Genomic DNA, 17,402 nt, shown 5'->3' with positions numbered 1-17,402 from the left:
TTTTGCTGTACCATGCACTGTCAAAGGAGGCATGCGTGCCCAACGTGCAGGGGTTCATCGGGATTGGTGTGCTGATCGCGATCGCGTGGATGCTCGGGCCGCGCAGGAAATCGCTCGATTGGAAACTTATCGCTGGGGGCTTGTCGCTCCAGGTCGCTGCCGCGTTGCTCATGCTGCGCGTGCCGATTACCGCCGACGCCATGCAGTACCTCGCCTTCGGCATTGCCGGTGTCATTGGACGCGCGGACGCAGGCATTTCGTTTGTCTTCGGTTCGCTGGGTGATACGTCCGGCTCATGGGGATTCATCTTTGCGGTCCGCGTGCTTTCGATCATCATTTTCTTTGCCTCGCTGATGGGAGTGCTGTATTACCTGGGCGTGATGCCTCGCGTTATTGCTGCGTTTGCATGGGTGCTTCGTCGCACACTCGGCGTCACGGGGGCCGAAGCCACCGCCATGGCGTCCAACGTCTTCGTAGGACAAACCGAAGCCCCGTTGTGCATCAAGCCACTGTTGGACACAATGACCCGCGCCCAACTCATGACGCTCATGGTCGGTGGTTTCGCGACGATCGCAGGCAGCGTGCTCGCCGGGTTCGTCATGTTTCTGGCCCCCGCTGCAGCCGCCGACGCCGATCAAGCCACGCAGGCTGCCGCAGCAGCAGTACGGGCCGAGTGGATTCGACATCTGCTGACTGCAAGCGTCATGTCCGCTCCCGCTGCATTCGTGATGGCAAGGCTGCTCGTGCCTGAAACCGACACGCCGCCCGATGAGCACGTTGCCGCACTCAAGCCACTCGATCCACCGGCCAACCTCTTCGACGCTGCAGCGATCGGCGCGACCGATGGCCTGCGCCTCGCGCTCAACGTTGCCGCCATGCTCATCGCATTCGTCTCGCTCATCGCTCTCATTGATTGGCCTTTGCGCGCACTGGGAGAATGGGCCCCGATCGCGCAGGCGCTCGATGCTCGCGGCGTCGATGAACTGAGTATGAAGGTTATTTTCGGCTGGCTTCTGGCGCCACTGGCCTGGACAATGGGCGTGCCCTGGGCTGAATGCACATTCTTCGGCTCGCTGCTGGGCGAGAAGATCGTGGTGACAGAGTTCATCGCTTACCTCAGTCTTGCTAGCGATATCAATACCGAATCACCCGTGCTCAGCCCTCGTTCGGCACGCATGGCGGCCTATGCACTGTGCGGGTTTGCCAACTTCGCTTCAATCGGAATCCAGATCGGAGGCCTGAGCGCACTGGCCCCCGGACGCCGTCGCGACTTTGTACAGCTGGCTCTTCGCGCCATGATCGGCGGAGCGATGGCATCATGGATGACGGCTTGCATTGTCGGAGTCATGCTGTGAACACATCCGGGCCCGAACACACTCAACACGCCTCACTCCAGCCTGGTATAACTCTGTCCTGGGCTGGCAAGCGGGCACCCGACATTTCTGCCGTACTCGCTCGCACGCAATCGCAATCGCTCGAAGTGAGTTCGCGATCAGACGCTGCCTCATCCAACATTCTCGTGCGTGGTGAGTGTCTTGCAGTCGCGTGCACACTTCTCGAAGACTTTCGTGGCCGCATCAAACTGATCTACCTCGACCCGCCTTATGCCGTAGGAATGGACTTTGACGCTGCCCTGCGCACCGAGCAACGCCCAGAGCCGATATTCGCATACAGCGACCGCTGGCCGACGCTCGACGCCTATATCCAGTTTCTCTACGAGCGGTTCATCGTTTGTCGCGAACTTCTCTCTGAAGATGGCTCAATTTACGTTCATGTCGATCAACGCACGAGCCATTGGGTGCGATGCATTCTGCAAGAAATCTTCGGCCGCGAATATGATCGCGGCGCGATCGTCTGGAGCCTCGGCAACGGTGCCAAGAGTCGCAGCGCCTGGAGTTGCGTGCACAACGACATTCTCTGTTTCTCGAAGGGTGCTGACTTCACCTTCCGCCACGATCACCCCGCACTGCGCGAGCCCTACGCGCAGACCAGCATCAAATCGCACTTCCGCAAACGCGACGATCAAGGCAGGCACTTTCGTACACGCCAGATCAACGGGCGCTCCTACCACTACTACGCCGATCAGGGCCGACTCGTCGGCTCGGTCTGGAATGACTGCCCCGCCATGCTCTCGCGGTCCCCGATCCTCGACGAATCAACCGGATACCCAACCCAAAAGCCAGAGAAACTCCTCGAGCGCATTGTCGAAGCATCGAGTGAGCCGGGCGATCTCGTCGCCGATTTCTTCTGTGGCAGCGGCACCACGGCTGTCGTCGCCCAGCGCCTGGCTCGCAGGACAATCGCAGCCGACCTCGGCGCGCGCGCCATTGAAACCACAGCGCACCGCATGCTTTCAGAGCCCAATGCTGCATCGATTCAGGTCCGTGAAGTCCACTCGGAAGTTTGTGCCAATGCGTGCTCACTTGCTGCCTTGTTCGCACCCAACGCAACATGGGACGAATCCATAACTGCGGCCATCGCTGAGACAGGCGACCATCGCATCATCGTTTGCCCAGCAGGAACCCCCCCTTTACGCGAGACTCTCGAACACGCATCTCTATACGCGCCTTCGCGCACACGCTGTACACTTCTCGCAACGCACTTTGATCGTGCCAACTTCGGCTCAACGACCGACGATTGCTTGATTCAGTGCCTCGCTTATCTCCCGGAAAGTGCAACCGCAGCATCGACACGCAGTCTGGTCTTCGCCGGGTCGCCACAACTGCACACTTCAGTGCATGACAACACGCTCAAAGTCCGCTATACACGGCCGATCTATCGCTTCAATACAACTCAGGCTCGCTTTGTCCACATTTGCGACGAAACCCGCGTTCTGCGATGGTTCGCCCATTATGCAGACTCGGATTGTACAGACGAACCTCCATTCGCTTCTGGCCTCAACCCCGGCGATTCAATTCACCTTCCCCTTTCTACTTCTCTCACTTCGCCCGCGCTTCTCACGATCATCGATGGGTGCGCCTTTCGCCATCGCACATTCATCTCATCACTTTGTCATGCATCACACGATAGTAAAATGGAACCGTTTGCGACTTCTCCCCAACCATCAGTTCAGGATCGCACACCATGAACAACTGGCCCTTTGAGCGCAAAGCCGTGATCGGCATGGTCCATGTTGGCGCACTCCCTGGCACCCCAAAGAGTCGCATGTCTGTCTCAGCCCTCGCTGCAGACGCCGCACGCGAAGCCGCCGCGATCGAATCCGCTGGCCTCGACGCCGTCATGATCGAGAACATGCACGATTGCCCATATGTTCATGGCGAAGCGCTCGGGCCCGAGATCACCTCCGCAATGACCAAAATCGGTCAGGCCGTCCGCGATGCGATCTCGCTCCCGCTTGGCGTCCAAATCCTCAGTGGCGGCAATCGTCACGCTCTGGCCGTCGCTCTGGCCATCGACGCGCAGTTCATCCGCTGCGAGAACTTCGTCTTCAGCCACATCGCCGATGAAGGTCTCCTCGCAGAAGCCGAAGCCGGACCACTTCTGCGATATCGTCGCAACATTGGTGCCGATCACATCGCGATCTATTGCGACATCAAGAAAAAACACGCCTCTCACGCAATCACAGCCGATCTCGATCTCGCGCAGTGCGTCAATGCTGCCGAATTCTTTGGTGCCGATGGCATCATCGTCACAGGCTCCGCAACAGGCCTGCCGACTTCGATCGACGACGTTTCGGCTGCAAGGTCTGCAACCACGCTCCCAATTCTCGTCGGCAGCGGCACGACCCCAAACAACGTCCTCGACATGCTCGCGCACGCCGACGCAGTCATCGTTGGTTCTTCTATCAAACACGAAGGCATCTGGAGCAACCCCGTGGACCCACGCCGCTGCGAACAACTCGTTCGGAGTGCACGCACACCGCGCGGAGGCTAAGGCACCGCTCCGCACGCGACATCATCCATCGGGTTTAAGGACAACCTGCGCTGAACGCTGCGAGGAACAACGAAACATCGAAGAAGTTGAACTCTCCATCGCCATTCAGGTCTGCCCGCGCGACCCCGCCTGAGAAGTCACCCAGGAACAACGACACGTCGAAGAAGTTTAACTCGCCATCGTTGTTCCAGTCCGCCAGACACTCGACCACCTCGGCCAGCGGCAGGATGAAGTCGATGATCACCGGCCTGTGATCCGATGCAACGCCGCTCGTCGAAAGTGGCTGAATCGGAAACGTACGCACTGGTACCGGCAACTTGTCAATCGTCATGCCCGTGGTAAACGACGCAAACGTGAACTGTCGTCGTGCTGTCGCGATGCTGTCCTGCCAGATCAGGTAGTCAAGCTTGTTTGATGCACTGAACGTTCCTGTCTCGCCACTGATCGGGTGCTGCGCCGAGTCATACGTCGAATCCGAACGGTCGCGGTCGGTCCCATCCGTTCCGCCCGTGACAGCAGCCCGAGCGATCCACTCCGCCGGACCCTTGCGGCCATTGGTGGCCTCGTTCTCATTCAGATCGCCTCCGACAATCACCGGCGTGTTGGCGTCAAGCACCGCTGGTGTCGATGCAGGAAACGCGATCTTGTTGTTCGGATCCGATACTCCCGTTCCTGCGCCATTGAAAAAGTAATCAATGAAATACGCAATATTCTGCGAAGCGCGAAGACGATCGGCAAGGTCCGACGATGCGCCGCCGCTCTTGAGATGCATATTGCCCACCACCACATCGCCGGCATACACGCCATCGGGCAGGTCGATCTCGACATGCATGAAGTCGCGAATACCCCCATTGCCACCATTCTGGTATGCGTCCGGTATCAGCACGAAGTTCGAGAATGCCGACTGCCCGTCACCATTGATGTCAGCAATCGGATACCGCGACATGATGATGTTGCGATTGAACTGATCCGTCGAGCTCGACACAAACACATACGGCAGGTCATACTTCGGCATCCATCGCTGAACATACGACGTCACCATCTGTCCACCGTTGAACGGGTCCGGTCCGCCGTACATGAACAGCCCCAGAGCCGTTGTCAGTTCGCCAACAGAATCAACGCCAGTGCCCGACCCGTTGCCGCTGCGATCTCCCGCTTCCTGAATCAGCAGCACATCGGGTTGAAGCGCCGCGACGATATGAACAATCGCATTCCAGTCGACAAACCCGTCATGCTTGCGTGGAGAAGTCGACACGATGCCATCGCGGATATTCCACGTCATGACACGCAGGTCCGTCGAGACTTCCTTTCCCCATTCACCGTTGTTCGGGTCCCACTGCGCCGATGCCCAACCCGTCATAACGCCCATGATGATCAGTGAACCGAAACCTGCTCGATGCATGATGTCCCCTCATTCGCACGCAGTGGCGGCCAGTCTCTACCACAAGCCAAGTATAAAGATCGCCCGCACCTTTCGGCGCGGGCAATCGTGAACCTTTCAAACCGATCCCTCTTTCAGCACTTGGGCCGATCAAGGACAACCGGCTGAGAACGCCTGAAGGTATGCCTGAACGTCAAAGAAGTTGAACAAGCAATCTTTGTTGATGTCTGCTGTCGGGTTCTGGGCCGAGAATGCCTGCAGGAAGGCCTGCACGTCAAAGAAGTCCAGCACCCCGTAAGGCGATGAAAAGTCTGCGATGTTGCACGGCACAGTCCCTGCCGACGTCGGGTTGCCGATGAACAGCAGCGCGTTGTACTGCTGGTCGGCACCACCCGCAAGATCGAACGTGCCGTCATCATCGACGTCGTACACGATGCTCGCCTGAAGGACCATGCCGCCATTGGTCCGCGGATCAGCATTGCTCATGCTCGAAAGCGGCAGGTTGCCCCAGGTGTGGCTTGAGCCGTTACCGCTGAAGATCGTGCCCGAATCCACCGAGTCATGGTCGGCCATGTTCAGGAAGCGGATCTGATAGTTGCGACCCGAGTTCTGCCCTGCGAACACCGAACCGAGTTCGAGCACGAGTTCGAGCTTGTAACTGAATGTCACCTCGTCATACACCGCGCGGAACAGCGCCGAGTCGAAATCGCTGCCGCCGCCCGGCAGACGGTTGAAGAGTTCGACCGCGCCAATGAACCAAACATTGCCCGCAGCGTCGAACGCGGGGCTCGAAAGCGACGGCCCAAGCGGACTGCCACCCGTCACATTGAACAGCGGCGTGAGCACACCGATCACGTTGTTATTGCCATCGAAGACTTCCTTGCCGCTGCGCCCCGAGACGAACGCCTGATCGATATAAGCCGCCATCGTCCAGGCACTGGCCCCGGTCGCAGGGTTGAAGCGGCACACGAGGATCTGGGCAGAGAAGTCATTCATCAACGCATTCTCATGCATCGTCGCAGCGGTGAGTCCCATGCCGTTGCGATCACGTGCGACCGCCACCTGTCCCGTTCCGCCGAGGAACCCGGTCTGGCTGCGATAATGCCCGAACTCGCGAGAGGGGTTGGTGTATGTGAGCGTAAAGCTGTCGCTGTTGTCCGTCACAGTCGTCGGAGCAAAGTACGCCTGCGCGGCCAGAACAGAACCGCTGTTGTCGGTCGTGAAAATATTCATGCCGGTGGTGATGTTGGCCGGATCCTTGGCAAGCACACCAAACGTTGTGCCGCACACGCCCAACGCGAAATCGGTAGTCATGCCAAAGGCGCCACGATGATCCACAACACCCGCAGCATAGTGCGAAGTATCCACCGTAAGCGGCGCGGTCGAACCACGAGCGTACTGGCCGACAAACGTCGGGGTAGAAACAACCGGAACGCCTGCGATGCTCTGCGGAATGTGGGCCGGTGCTCCGTAGTTCGGCACCGCATTGATCACGAGATTCGTCGTCGCGTTATGCAGCGCCGTGTTGCCATTGATGTGGTTCAGCACCGCTCCGCGCTGAAGCAGCGCCGTACGGAACAGATTATTCCCCGACACCGATGGCAGCCCGGGGCTTCCCGCCGTCTGGAACGAATCTGCACGGAAGTACGCATTGCCATGAGCATCGACCGAACCGATACCCATGCGCGCTGAATCGCCCGTCGTCGCATTGGCGGTATTAACCGCACCCACAACACGTGTCACATACAGCCGACCTGGGTCGGAGTGCTTGTAATTCACGACCGCGCCCAGAATACCGCCGTAGTTGAACCCGCCGGTCGTCGTCGAGTATTCGGCGACAAGCGCCCCAAACTGATGGGCAAAGCCGGTTGGAGACACAGAACCGGGCACAAGGTTGGTGCCATTCGGGTTCACGCCCGCGCCCGGCGCGTTCTCCCACAGCGCGTAAGAGCCTGACGCGAACGGCACGCCCCTCAGCAGATCCGCACTCAGAAACTGGGCGCTCATCAACGAACCCGAGAAGGCTGGCGATGTCTTGGAAGACTTGACGATCGGCGCGATGGCAAACGTGTTGCCCCACGAAGTGGTGAACGGAGCCATGTCAACCACATACGACGTTCTCTGCAATCCGGTGTTCCAAGGATCGAGCGAGTCGCCCGGCAGCGATCCCCCCGTCGCGATGCTGTCCTGAGCGTGAACAGAACCTGCCACGCCAGCGCACGCCATCATCATTCCCACAACCAACCGACTGTTCGAACTCGCCATGTTGATCCACTCCTCTATTGTCAACGCGCCAGTTTTGCTGGCATGACTCTGGGCAGGCAGAGATCCCCTGCGACGTCGCCTGCGCGATCCGCCCACCCGTGTGCAACGCTGCTTTCGATTATCGGGCTTGACTCGGATCCGATCCTTGAACCCACCCGATGATGCTCCTCAGGATGAGTGTAGTCTGCAATCCACCGCACGCCGCATGGGACTAGCCAAATTCACGTCCTTTTCACATGCCCCCACTCGTACGACCAGACTGCAGGTCCGAGTTTCAAACCTCATCCGAATCCTTCCCGAATGCCCAGTCAGCATAATCTGATTCATCATAAAACTCATCAAATCCTCTCGCGTTTGACTCGCAGTTTGGGTACGCTCACTCTCCACTGGCGTTCCCGAATCTCAAAGGTGCACCTTCATGTCGCGTCGTTGCGTCTCTGCGCTCACATCAATCGCTGCTGCGATACTGACCTGTTCTGGTGTGGTTGCGCCTGCATATGGCAAAATTCGCAGCCCAGAACCACCTATTGATACAACGATGTCCGCCCCGGCAGGTCCTGAATCCGGTATTCAGCATGTCGCCCTGCTGCCTGGTTCGCGAGCTCTCTCCGAAATGCCAATACAGGTGATCACGGACTCCACAATTCTGGCCATCCGCTTTCACTCCCCCATTACAAGCGATCTCATGGCCCAGCTTTCCAGCAAGGGTCTTGACCTGGGCCCGAGTATTGACTCGCGAACCTGGGTCGTCCGTGCAGGTCCGATAGCTGAAGCCATCGATCTCTCCACAATCAACGCGTCAGCCTGGACGGACCTCGGTGCAGACTTGCGAATTGCGCCAGATCTGCTCACCCTTGCCACTGGCCCCGAACCCGCCACGGTGCGGGTCAACATCTTGGCGTGGGATTCCTCCCCTGCCACGATCGATGCCATACTCCAGCACGGACTTGCCATTGGCCTGGTGGCTGAACATCGCCCTACTGCCTCGCGCAGAATCGTTGCCGAGATTCCTGCGCAGCACTTGCTCGAACTCGCAGCACACCATGCCGTTGTATGGATCGACCGCTGGTCAGCACCCGAGACCGATTTGAATCTCATTCGCCATATTTCTGGCGTCAACTCATTGGAAAGTCTGATCGGGCTTGACGGAACGGGTGTTACTGGTGAAGTGATGGACAGCGGGATCCGCGTCAACCATCAGGAGTTTGCTGCCAATCCACCGATACTGCGTACAACGGCAGGATCAGACTTCAGTCACGGCACGCCTGTCTTTGGCATCATCTTCGGGTCGGGCCAAGGCAATCCCGCCACGCGCGGCGTTCTGTCTGGCGCGATGGGTATCTTCTCACGATTCACGGCGGTCCCAGATCGGGCGGCCCACGCTCTGGCTCTTGTTCAGTCGCCGTTCCGCGCTGTGTTTCAGAGCAACAGCTGGGGCGGAGATCGCACACGACACTACACGACTCTCTCGGCAGAACTCGACGATATCGCGATCGCGACGAACCTGCTGATCCTGCAATCGCAGAGCAATTCGGGTAACGCAGATTCTCGGCCTGAGGCGTGGTCCAAGAACGTGCTGTCGATCGGCGCGATCAATCACTACGACAATGCTGTGATGCTCGATGATCGCTGGGCACAATCTGCAAGCACCGGCCCCGCGATTGATGGCCGCATCAAGCCGGATCTAGCCCACGCGAATGATCGCGTCTTCACAAGTTCGGGTAGCGGGAACGCTGCGTACGAAGAGTTTGGCGGGACGAGCGCCTCAACGCCCATTGTCGCCGGCCTTGGTGGGCTTGTGTACCGCATGTGGGCCGATGGGATTTTCGGCAACCCTGTCAACGGTGGCGATGTGTTCGATGAGCGCCCGGCATCTACGACAATCAAGGCTCTACTCATCAATACTGCGAGACAGTGGGATTTTTCGCATGTGGCTGATGATCTCGGGCGGTATCGCCAGGGCTGGGGCATGCCTCACGTTCAGGATCTCTATGACCTGCGGCATCGCATGATCGTGATCAATCAATCGGAACAAGTCGCTACTGGCGCGGTTCGTATGTATCACGCCGATGTTGCTCCGGGCGAACCGAAGTTCCAGGCTACTCTCGTGTACTTCGATCCCCCCGGGTTCCCAGGCGCTCTGTCGCACACGATCAACGACATTTCGCTCCGCGTCACCGCACCTGATGGCAGCATCTATTGGGGCAACCACGGGCTGCTCGACAGCACAACTTCGGTTGCGGGCGGGCAATCAGATCCGATCAATACCGTCGAGCAGGTCATCATTGCAAATCCGATGCCCGGATCGTGGGTGATTGAAGTGATCGGCATTGATGTGCAGATTGATATGAGCGGCCAGAACGACGGAATCTCCGTGCCTTACTCGCTGGTCGTTTCCGGCGGAATCAAGATGCCTGATGCGATCGGGCTCTCGTTCGGCACGAGCGGTCTTCCAGAAACGCGCGATCCATACCGGAGCCTCGTTGTTCCGTTTCAGTTATTAGGAACATCGACGGGCATCGACCCGCAAACTGTTCGCGCGTTTGTCGAAACTGGCGGTCCAACGCCTCTTTCGCTGGCAGCGACGCACCTGGGAGGCAATGCGTTTGAGGTTACGCTGCCCCCAGCAATGTGCGGAACCAAGACTCGGTTCAGCATCGAGGGCCTCACGACAAGCGGACAAGTACAGCGCTGGCCCGAACTCGCGCCGCTGAGTGGTTTTGAGATCACTGTCGAGCCTCAGACTGTCTACACCGTCGAGCAGTTCACAACGCCCGCGGGTTGGGTCGTGACCAATAGCGCAGGGTTAACTGGCGGTGCGTGGGGCTGGGGCACTCTGGTCGGAGGCGGGCATCGCGGCGACCCGATTATCGACGCTGATGGCAGCGGAACATGCTGGATGACTGATCCTGCACCGGGCAACAGCGATGTGGATGGCGGCCCGACGACACTCCGCTCGCCACAGATCAGCATTGCCGGCATCGATGACCCTCAGATCACATTTGCGTACTGGTTGTTTTGTGATGATGCGGGAGTTGCGGGCGAAGATGTACTCGAAGTCGAAATTGCTCCAGGAGCCAGCAACAACTGGATGTCCGTCGCAACACTGCGATCAACCTTTGGCTGGCGTGACCACACCATAGCAGTCCGGGACTACATCCCCACGGGCAATGCAGTGCGCATCCGCTTTATCATCAGTGATGTGAATAACGATTCCGTCACCGAGGCTGCGATCGATCACGTGCGTGTGTGGTCACGGGCGTGCAGTTCTGTGTGTCCGGTCGACTTGAACTCGGACGGAATACTCGATTTCTTTGATGTCCAGATGTTCCTGAATCTCTATACGAATCGACATGCCGACGCTGATATCAATGGCGATAGCATCATCGATTTCTTCGACATTCAGGCGTTCCTCAACCTGTACGCTGCGAGTTGCGACTGAGCGATCACTCCGGCAATGCCCGCGCCAGCCTTGCTGCCAGCAGTACATTCGACCGCACCAACGCCAGATTAGCCCGCAGTGTTGCGCCGCCCGAGAGTTCGTGGAGCCTCGCGAGGACTGCTGGCGTTACATCGCGGCCGACCTCGCCCGAAATTGCGACCTGGGCAAGCGCCTCATCGCACCAACGGGTCCAATCCTCGTCGTTGAGTTCGTCAGCCTCAGGAATCGGATTGGCGATCACGATCCCCCGCCCTGTGCGAGCGAGTTCGGCAGCGATGAATCGCGCAAGGTCTTCGACTTCGTCGAACCGAGCATCGACACCCACGCCCCCATCGCGAAGATAGAAGGCGGGGAACCGATCGGTGCCGAAGCCGATGACGGGCACACCAAGACTTTCGAGCACCTCTCGTGTCGCACAAACGTCGAGGAGGCTTTTGACGCCGCTGGACACAACCGCAACGGGGTATCGCGTCAGCGCGGCCAGATCGCTCGACACATCGAGGTTCTGGGCAAAATTGCGATGTACACCACCGAGAGCCCCTGTCGCGAAGAGACGGACTCCTGCTGCTGCTGCCAGTTCCATGGTTGTGCCGACTGTTGTTGCTGCGCTGAGTTTGCGGTGGATTGCGACGCCGATGTTCGCAGCGTTCACCTTGAGCACCTGAGCAGAGTGGAGCATCGCCCCGAGCTCGTCGAGCGTCATGCCGACAATCCCTCGCCCCGCATGGACTCCTACCAAGGCGGGCGCGACACCTTGTGCCGACACCAGTTCGAACAGTTCGCGGGCAAAGTCGGGGGCTACGGACCGAGGGACGCCGTGACACAGAAGGGTGGTTTCCAGCGCGACACTTCGCGAATCTGCCCGGTTGACAAGGCTTGGCTGGCGCAACATTGTTTCCCTTTCGCGCGTCTATTTGCTACGCTGATGCCGATCGATCGCGAGCGGAACCAACCATGCTGACTGTCATCATTGCACTCGGTTCATTCGTGCTCTACCTGGCGGCCTACCACACGTATGGCCGATTTCTCGCTCGGCGAATCTTCCGGATCGAACCCGAACGCGTCGCGCCGGCCCACGAGTTGAGCGACGGCGTGGATTTCGTCCCGAGTCGACGAGAGCTCGTCTTCGGCCATCACTTCACTTCGATTGCAGGGACCGGGCCGATCGTGGGGCCTGCGGTGGCCGTCGTCTGGGGATGGGTTCCCGCGCTCGTCTGGGTGCTGCTCGGTTCGATTTTCATGGGCGCGGTGCACGATTTCGGGTCGCTCATCATTTCGATGCGGCACCGTGGACGGACGATTGCCGATCTTTCGAGCGATGTCATCAGTCCGCGCGTTCGCGTGCTTTTCCTGCTGGTGGTGCTGATCGGGCTATGGATGGTTCTGGCGATTTTCGGTCTGGTCATCGCTGGTGTGTTCGCAATGTTTCCGAGCAGCGTCGTGCCGGTGTTTTTTCAGATTCCAATCGCGGTCGGGCTTGGTGTCTATCTGCGTCGTGGCGGAAGCCTGATCCTTGGGTCACTGATCGCCTTGATTCTGATGTATGGCTCGATCGCGTGGTCGGGTTCGATTGACTGGGCAACAGCAGTGAACCCGGATGGGGTGCGCATACTTCCCCGTGCGTGGGCAGAGCATGTTTCACCCGTGGGAGTCTGGACGATCGTATTGCTTGTGTATGTTGCGATCGCGAGCATTATTCCTGTTCAGTGGCTTTTGCAGCCTCGCGATTACATCAACAGTCATCAACTGCTCGTCGCGATGGGCCTGCTTGCGCTGGGGTTGATCGCTTCTCATCCCCCGGTCGTAGCCGACGCGATCAACTTGCACCCTGAGCCTGCGTCGCCTGGGGCGAGAGTACCGAGTTTTATGCCATTTCTGTTTGTGACGATCGCGTGTGGTGCGATCAGCGGGTTTCATTGCCTGGTTGCGTCGGGGTGTTCGAGTCGGCAGTTGAGTTCAGAGCGGGACGCGCAATACGTCGGCTACGGCGCGATGCTGACTGAAGGCATGCTTGCGATTCTTGTTATTCTGGCGTGTGCTGCCGGCATCGGGATGGGGACGCTTGGCAGCAATCAAACCCTGCTGACTGGCGATGCTGCATGGGCACACCACTATGCGACATGGGGCGGTGATCGCGGGCTGGCCGATGTTCTTGCTCCGTTTATTCGCGGGTCTGCGAATATGATCGAAACGCTCGGAATCTCGCCGGCGCTCGCCACCGCGATCATGGGCGTGTTTGTTGCGTCATTTGCTGCGACAACGCTGGACTCGGCCACACGCCTGCAGCGCTATGTCATTGCTGAACTCGCAGCGAGCAGCCGCCCTCGCCATCAACTTGGCACGTTACGCCAAGCGATCTCTAATCGCTACGGTGCCACCTTGCTCGCTGTGGTGTCTGCAGGGATGCTGGCCTTTTCTGACGCCATTGCACGCAATCCACGCACTGGAGAGTTTAACGGACTGGCCTCTGCCGGCCGCGGCGGGCTGATCCTCTGGCCTGTGTTCGGGGCGATTAACCAACTGCTCGGCGGGTTGGCGCTCCTTGTCATCACTGTCTGGCTCGCCAAGAGCCGTCGCCCCACGCGGTATACCGCCATTCCCATGACATTTATGCTCGCGATAACCGCGTGGGCGATTGTTGAACTGCTGCGATCGTTTTCGGGCGTTGGTGAAGGGGCGTTGCCGCAGTGGCATCTGGCGGCCGTCGCAGCGATCATGCTTGTGCTTCAGATCTGGATCTCGGTCGAGGGCATCCGTCTTCTGTTCAAACGCGGAGACAACGCTGCCGGGCCAACTTCGCTCGACTAGCATCGCACACCTTACGAAAGGACGCCTCGCATGCTCTTTCGACTTATCTTGTGTGGAGCGGTGCTTTCGGGCCACGCTTCGTTTCTGGCGGCTGGTCCCGACGACGAAGCTCTCTATGCCGATGCGGTCAACGAACTCGCCTCCGCGGACCGCCTGCGCGAGTATCACGATCTTCTTGCCAGCGAGCCTCATGTCGCTGGTTCGATCGGCGACCAGCGCACCATTGAACGCATCGCGGCCCTGTTCGCGTCCTTCGGCTTACACGTCGAGACACAGGAGTTCTGGGCCTATCTCGCCGTGCAAGGCCGCTCGACCGTAGAAGTCCATGCGGGCGACGACGAACCAGTGACACTGCCGCTGCGTGAAAAGCCGGTGGACTCTGATCCCGACACGCAGGATCCGCACCTCGGCGATGGCTGGAGTGCTTACTCAGGTTCCGGCGACGTCATCGGCGAAGTCGTCTATGCCAACTATGGACGGCTTGAGGACTTCACAGAACTCAATCGCCTTGGCATCGACTGCCGCGGGAAGATTGTCATCGCCCGCTTCGGCGGAAACTATCGCGGATTTAAAGCCAAGTATGCGCAGGAAGCCGGCGCGATCGGGCTTGTCATCTACACCGACCCTGCAGACAGCGGTTACACGCGCGGCATCCCGTACCCCGAGGGCGGCTGGGCGAATGAAACAAGTATTCAGAGGGGGTCGCTGGCCACGCTTGATTATCCTGGCGATCCACTCACACCATTCATCGCTGCGACCGAAGGCGCCGAACGTCTCGATCCAGAATCGGTTGCGTTGCCACGGATTCCTGTGCAGCCAATCGGATGGGGCGCGGCTCACGAGATCCTTTCACGGATGAGCGGGCAGCGTGTGCCCGATGCATGGCAAGGCGGACTCCCCTTCTCATACCGACTCGAAGGAGGTGCTGCACTGCGCGTACGCGTGAGCGTTGAGCAAACGCGCAAACTTGTGAAGTCGGCCAATGTTATCGGCGAGATTCGAGGCTCGACGCATCCCGATGAAATCATCATTGTCGGCTGCCACCACGATTCTTGGGGGCATGGCGCGTCGGATCCGCTTGCGGGTCTGATCTGCCTGATCGAGTCGGCCCGTTGCTTTGGTGAACTGGCAAGTCAGGGCTGGAAACCTGCCCGCACGATTCGCTTTGCCGCGTGGGGAGCGGAGGAACACGGCATCATCGGTTCGGTCGAGTACGTCGAGGCGCACGCGCAGAGCCTAGCTCAAGGGGCGATCGCATACATCAATCTCGACATGGCTGCGATGGGTCCGAACTTTGGGGCCTCGGGCACTCCATCGCTCGCGGCTGTCATCGGGATAGCCGCAGCCTCGACCCCGCAGGCGAACGCGCCCGAGCAGACCGTGCTCGATCACTGGAGCACGCGTTCGAACAACCAGCCCAATCTTGGCGACCTCGGCGGTGGATCAGACCACATCGGGTTCCTCTGCCATTTGTGCATTCCATCTGTCAGTCTCGGTGCCCATGGTTCGCCGGGTACCTCGTATCACTCGAACTACGACACGCTCGCCTGGTATCGCAAAGTAGTCGGGGAGGACTACGAGTCCGCTCTGATGATCACACGCATCACCAATGGCACTGTGGCCCGCCTGGCTCACGCTCGTGTTTTACCCTTTGAGCCGACACGGTACACCGACGCGACCCTGCGGCACATCGCCAACCTGCGACGACTGGTTGCGACTTCTGCGAGTCTGGCTCCCATCGCCCCCCCAACGCTCGACCGCATCGCCTCTGAGGCTGAGGCGTTCAAAGTCCTTGCCGATGCCGTCATGGCCAGGGTTGCAATCGCCGATGTACCGCCCGACCGCGCTTCGATGATCAATCAACGCTTGATCGACATCGAGCGGCTCTGGTGCACTGTCGGGTTCGACACCGGGCGCAGTTGGTTCCGCAACGGTTACGCCGCGCCCGATCAGACTTCCGGGTACGCTGCCTGGATGCTCCCTGCGCTGCGGCACGCGGTGGAGCTTGGCGACCCGGATCTGGTCACGCAGCGGGGGCAGAGTTACATCCGCTTCTTCGAGCGCTCGCATGAACTGATCGGCGAGATCAATCTGCTGATCGAGTGATGCCCGTGGCCAGAACGCCATCGAGGGACGAACCCGGCGACTGCGGCTCGACGGGCTCTGCCATGCGCAGCATCCGGTGAATCTCGACCACAAGCGTGTCGTCATCGGTCGGCGCGCCCCCACGGTGCTCGGCAATCGCGCTGAGCAGCAGTTCGGGCAGCATTCCCTGCGGACACTTGGTCGTTGCAATGAGTGAGCGGAATCCTTCGATGCGCATCATGCGCCCGTCGGGCGCCCGGGCCTCGGTCACGCCATCGGTGTACGCGATGATCTTGTCTCCTGGATGGAAGGGCAGCACGCGCGTTCCCGGGTCGAACTCATCATCGCGGCAGGCACCGAGCATGAAGGCTGTCGACGAAATCTCGTCGAGCGTGCCATCAACCGAGTGCAGAAAAACCGGCGGGTGGCCCCCATTGGCAATCTCGACGGTATGGTTCTTCGGGCTGCAGCGTAGACACAGCGCGGTGGCGTAGACCGAGTGCTTGGCGAGTGTCAGATTCACATAACGGTTCAGGTGCTTGAGCACCTTTCCCGGAGGGATGCTCGGGTCATCGGCGTAGAGCAGTTCCACCTCGCCATGCAGTCGGTTTACGGTCAGTGCTGCGGGAATGCCGTGCCCCGTGACATCGACAAGCACAAGACTGACCGATCCCGCCGCGTCGCCATGGGCGACGCGCGTCAGATGCAGATAGTCCCCCCCGATGTGTCGCATGGGCTCGTAGCGATAGGTGACGCGGATCTCGCCTTCGGTCAACGGCTCCGGGAACAGCGCTTCATGAATGCGCCGTGCCGACGCCAGTTCATTGCGCAGCACGCCGTAGCGATTGCTCAGTGCGCGGTACCCGAATCGGTGCTGCCTCCACTCGTGGCGCACGGAGGAATACAGAATCCCGGGCAAGGCGACGAGCGAAGACATCGCGATTCCCAGCACATCGGACCAGACTTCCCCAACGCCGTCACTGAAGACGTACACGCCGCGAGCAACCAGGAACACAAGCAGCGGAATCGTCGCCTGACCCCCCGTCCACGGGTGGTTGATCGAGGCCAAGACATGCACCGCTCCAAAGACGAGCAGCGGCGCGGTATATGGATCAAGCCAGTAGTTTGAGATGACCAGGTGAATGCTGAAGAACGAGATGAGCCCCAGGCTCGTGTACAGCGCCATGTTGCGCGACGACCCGCGATCAAGCCCGACATAGATGGACCACGCCAGCACGCCCGCCATGAGCAGATCGCTCAAGGCCAGCCCGACGAACGTGAGCCACTGGAACTGCTCGGCAATGCCCTCGCTGATCCGGTCGATCCATTCGATCGCGCGCACCAGCACCCAGACTGCGCTCATGCCCAGTGCGAAGTTGCGCAGGCGCTTGCGCAGCAACCCGAACGTCTCGCGCACGAACTCATGCCTGAACTCGATGGTTTCTGCACCTGCCACAGCCGAACATGCTCCTCAATCGGGCTGCTTTGCTCGCCCGACCCCAATGAGCGTACCCGATTCTCCCGCGG

Annotated in this window: 10 protein-coding genes; 6 read left to right on the top strand and 4 right to left on the bottom strand. The window is 59.5% G+C overall.

From position 1 onward, the window contains the following. Positions 1-35 precede the first annotated feature (35 nt). The 3 genes from KF757_09580 to KF757_09570 are packed head-to-tail and all read left to right on the top strand — an operon-like array spanning position 36 to position 3,894. Positions 36-1,355 carry a hypothetical protein gene (locus KF757_09580; GenBank protein MBX3323226.1) on the top strand — a complete coding sequence of 440 codons (1,320 nt, stop codon included), beginning with the start codon at positions 36-38 and terminating at the stop codon, positions 1,353-1,355. Next, positions 1,352-3,088, top strand: coding sequence for a site-specific DNA-methyltransferase (locus KF757_09575; protein MBX3323225.1), 1,737 nt, complete (start codon positions 1,352-1,354; stop codon positions 3,086-3,088). The genes KF757_09580 and KF757_09575 overlap by 4 nt, the downstream gene beginning before the upstream one ends. Next, complete coding sequence (locus KF757_09570) at positions 3,085-3,894, top strand: BtpA/SgcQ family protein (protein ID MBX3323224.1); 810 nt, start codon at positions 3,085-3,087, stop codon at positions 3,892-3,894. The genes KF757_09575 and KF757_09570 overlap by 4 nt, the downstream gene beginning before the upstream one ends. Positions 3,895-3,928: 34 nt before the next feature. Here the strand turns inward: KF757_09570 and KF757_09565 are convergent, their stop codons facing one another. Beyond that, a complete protein-coding gene (locus KF757_09565) occupies positions 3,929-5,296 on the bottom strand; it encodes a hypothetical protein (GenBank protein MBX3323223.1) in 1,368 nt (455 codons plus the stop codon). A 129-nt stretch (positions 5,297-5,425) separates the two neighbouring features. After that, positions 5,426-7,540 carry a hypothetical protein gene (locus KF757_09560; GenBank protein MBX3323222.1) on the bottom strand — a complete coding sequence of 705 codons (2,115 nt, stop codon included), beginning with the start codon at positions 7,538-7,540 and terminating at the stop codon, positions 5,426-5,428. A gap of 538 nt (positions 7,541-8,078) precedes the next feature. Between KF757_09560 and KF757_09555 the strand changes: the two genes are divergently transcribed. Beyond that, on the top strand, positions 8,079-10,982 hold the full coding sequence (locus KF757_09555) for a S8 family serine peptidase (GenBank protein ID MBX3323221.1): 2,904 nt from the start codon (positions 8,079-8,081) through the stop codon (positions 10,980-10,982). 4 nt (positions 10,983-10,986) lie between these two features. Here KF757_09555 and KF757_09550 read toward each other — a convergent pair whose 3' ends face one another. After that, positions 10,987-11,874: a pseudouridine-5'-phosphate glycosidase gene (locus tag KF757_09550; protein ID MBX3323220.1), complete on the bottom strand. Its 888-nt coding sequence runs from the start codon at positions 11,872-11,874 to the stop codon at positions 10,987-10,989. A 62-nt stretch (positions 11,875-11,936) separates the two neighbouring features. Here KF757_09550 and KF757_09545 point away from each other — a divergent pair, with 62 nt between their 5' ends. Both KF757_09545 and KF757_09540 read left to right on the top strand, forming a co-directional pair. Further along, positions 11,937-13,790, top strand: coding sequence for a carbon starvation protein A (locus tag KF757_09545; GenBank protein MBX3323219.1), 1,854 nt, complete (start codon positions 11,937-11,939; stop codon positions 13,788-13,790). Positions 13,791-13,820: 30 nt separating this feature from the next. Beyond that, the gene (locus KF757_09540) at positions 13,821-15,896 is read left to right on the top strand and encodes a M28 family peptidase (GenBank protein MBX3323218.1); all 2,076 of its coding nucleotides are present in this window, start codon (positions 13,821-13,823) and stop codon (positions 15,894-15,896) included. Here the strand turns inward: KF757_09540 and KF757_09535 are convergent. Further along, the gene (locus tag KF757_09535; GenBank protein ID MBX3323217.1) at positions 15,877-17,331 is read right to left on the bottom strand and encodes a serine/threonine-protein phosphatase; all 1,455 of its coding nucleotides are present in this window, start codon (positions 17,329-17,331) and stop codon (positions 15,877-15,879) included. The two genes, KF757_09540 and KF757_09535, sit on opposite strands and share 20 nt — an antisense overlap. Positions 17,332-17,402: the final 71 nt, after the last annotated feature.

The organism is Phycisphaeraceae bacterium, from assembly GCA_019636795.1.
Lineage (GTDB): Bacteria > Planctomycetota > Phycisphaerae > Phycisphaerales > UBA1924 > JAHBWW01.
The sequence above is the reverse complement of the archived record's forward strand: the minus strand, read 5'-3'. Positions and strand labels throughout refer to the sequence as shown.

Bases quoted from the DNA above. Each gene is read 5' to 3' on its own strand.
- KF757_09570 (MBX3323224.1), top strand. From the start codon at position 3,085: ATGAACAACTGGCCCTTTGAGCGCAAAGCCGTGATCGGCATGGTCCAT.
- KF757_09565 (MBX3323223.1), bottom strand. From the start codon at position 5,296: ATGCATCGAGCAGGTTTCGGTTCACTGATCATCATGGGCGTTATGACG.
- KF757_09560 (MBX3323222.1), bottom strand. From the start codon at position 7,540: ATGGCGAGTTCGAACAGTCGGTTGGTTGTGGGAATGATGATGGCGTGC.
- KF757_09555 (MBX3323221.1), top strand. From the start codon at position 8,079: ATGTCCGCCCCGGCAGGTCCTGAATCCGGTATTCAGCATGTCGCCCTG.
- KF757_09550 (MBX3323220.1), bottom strand. From the start codon at position 11,874: ATGTTGCGCCAGCCAAGCCTTGTCAACCGGGCAGATTCGCGAAGTGTC.
- KF757_09545 (MBX3323219.1), top strand. From the start codon at position 11,937: ATGCTGACTGTCATCATTGCACTCGGTTCATTCGTGCTCTACCTGGCG.
- KF757_09540 (MBX3323218.1), top strand. From the start codon at position 13,821: ATGCTCTTTCGACTTATCTTGTGTGGAGCGGTGCTTTCGGGCCACGCT.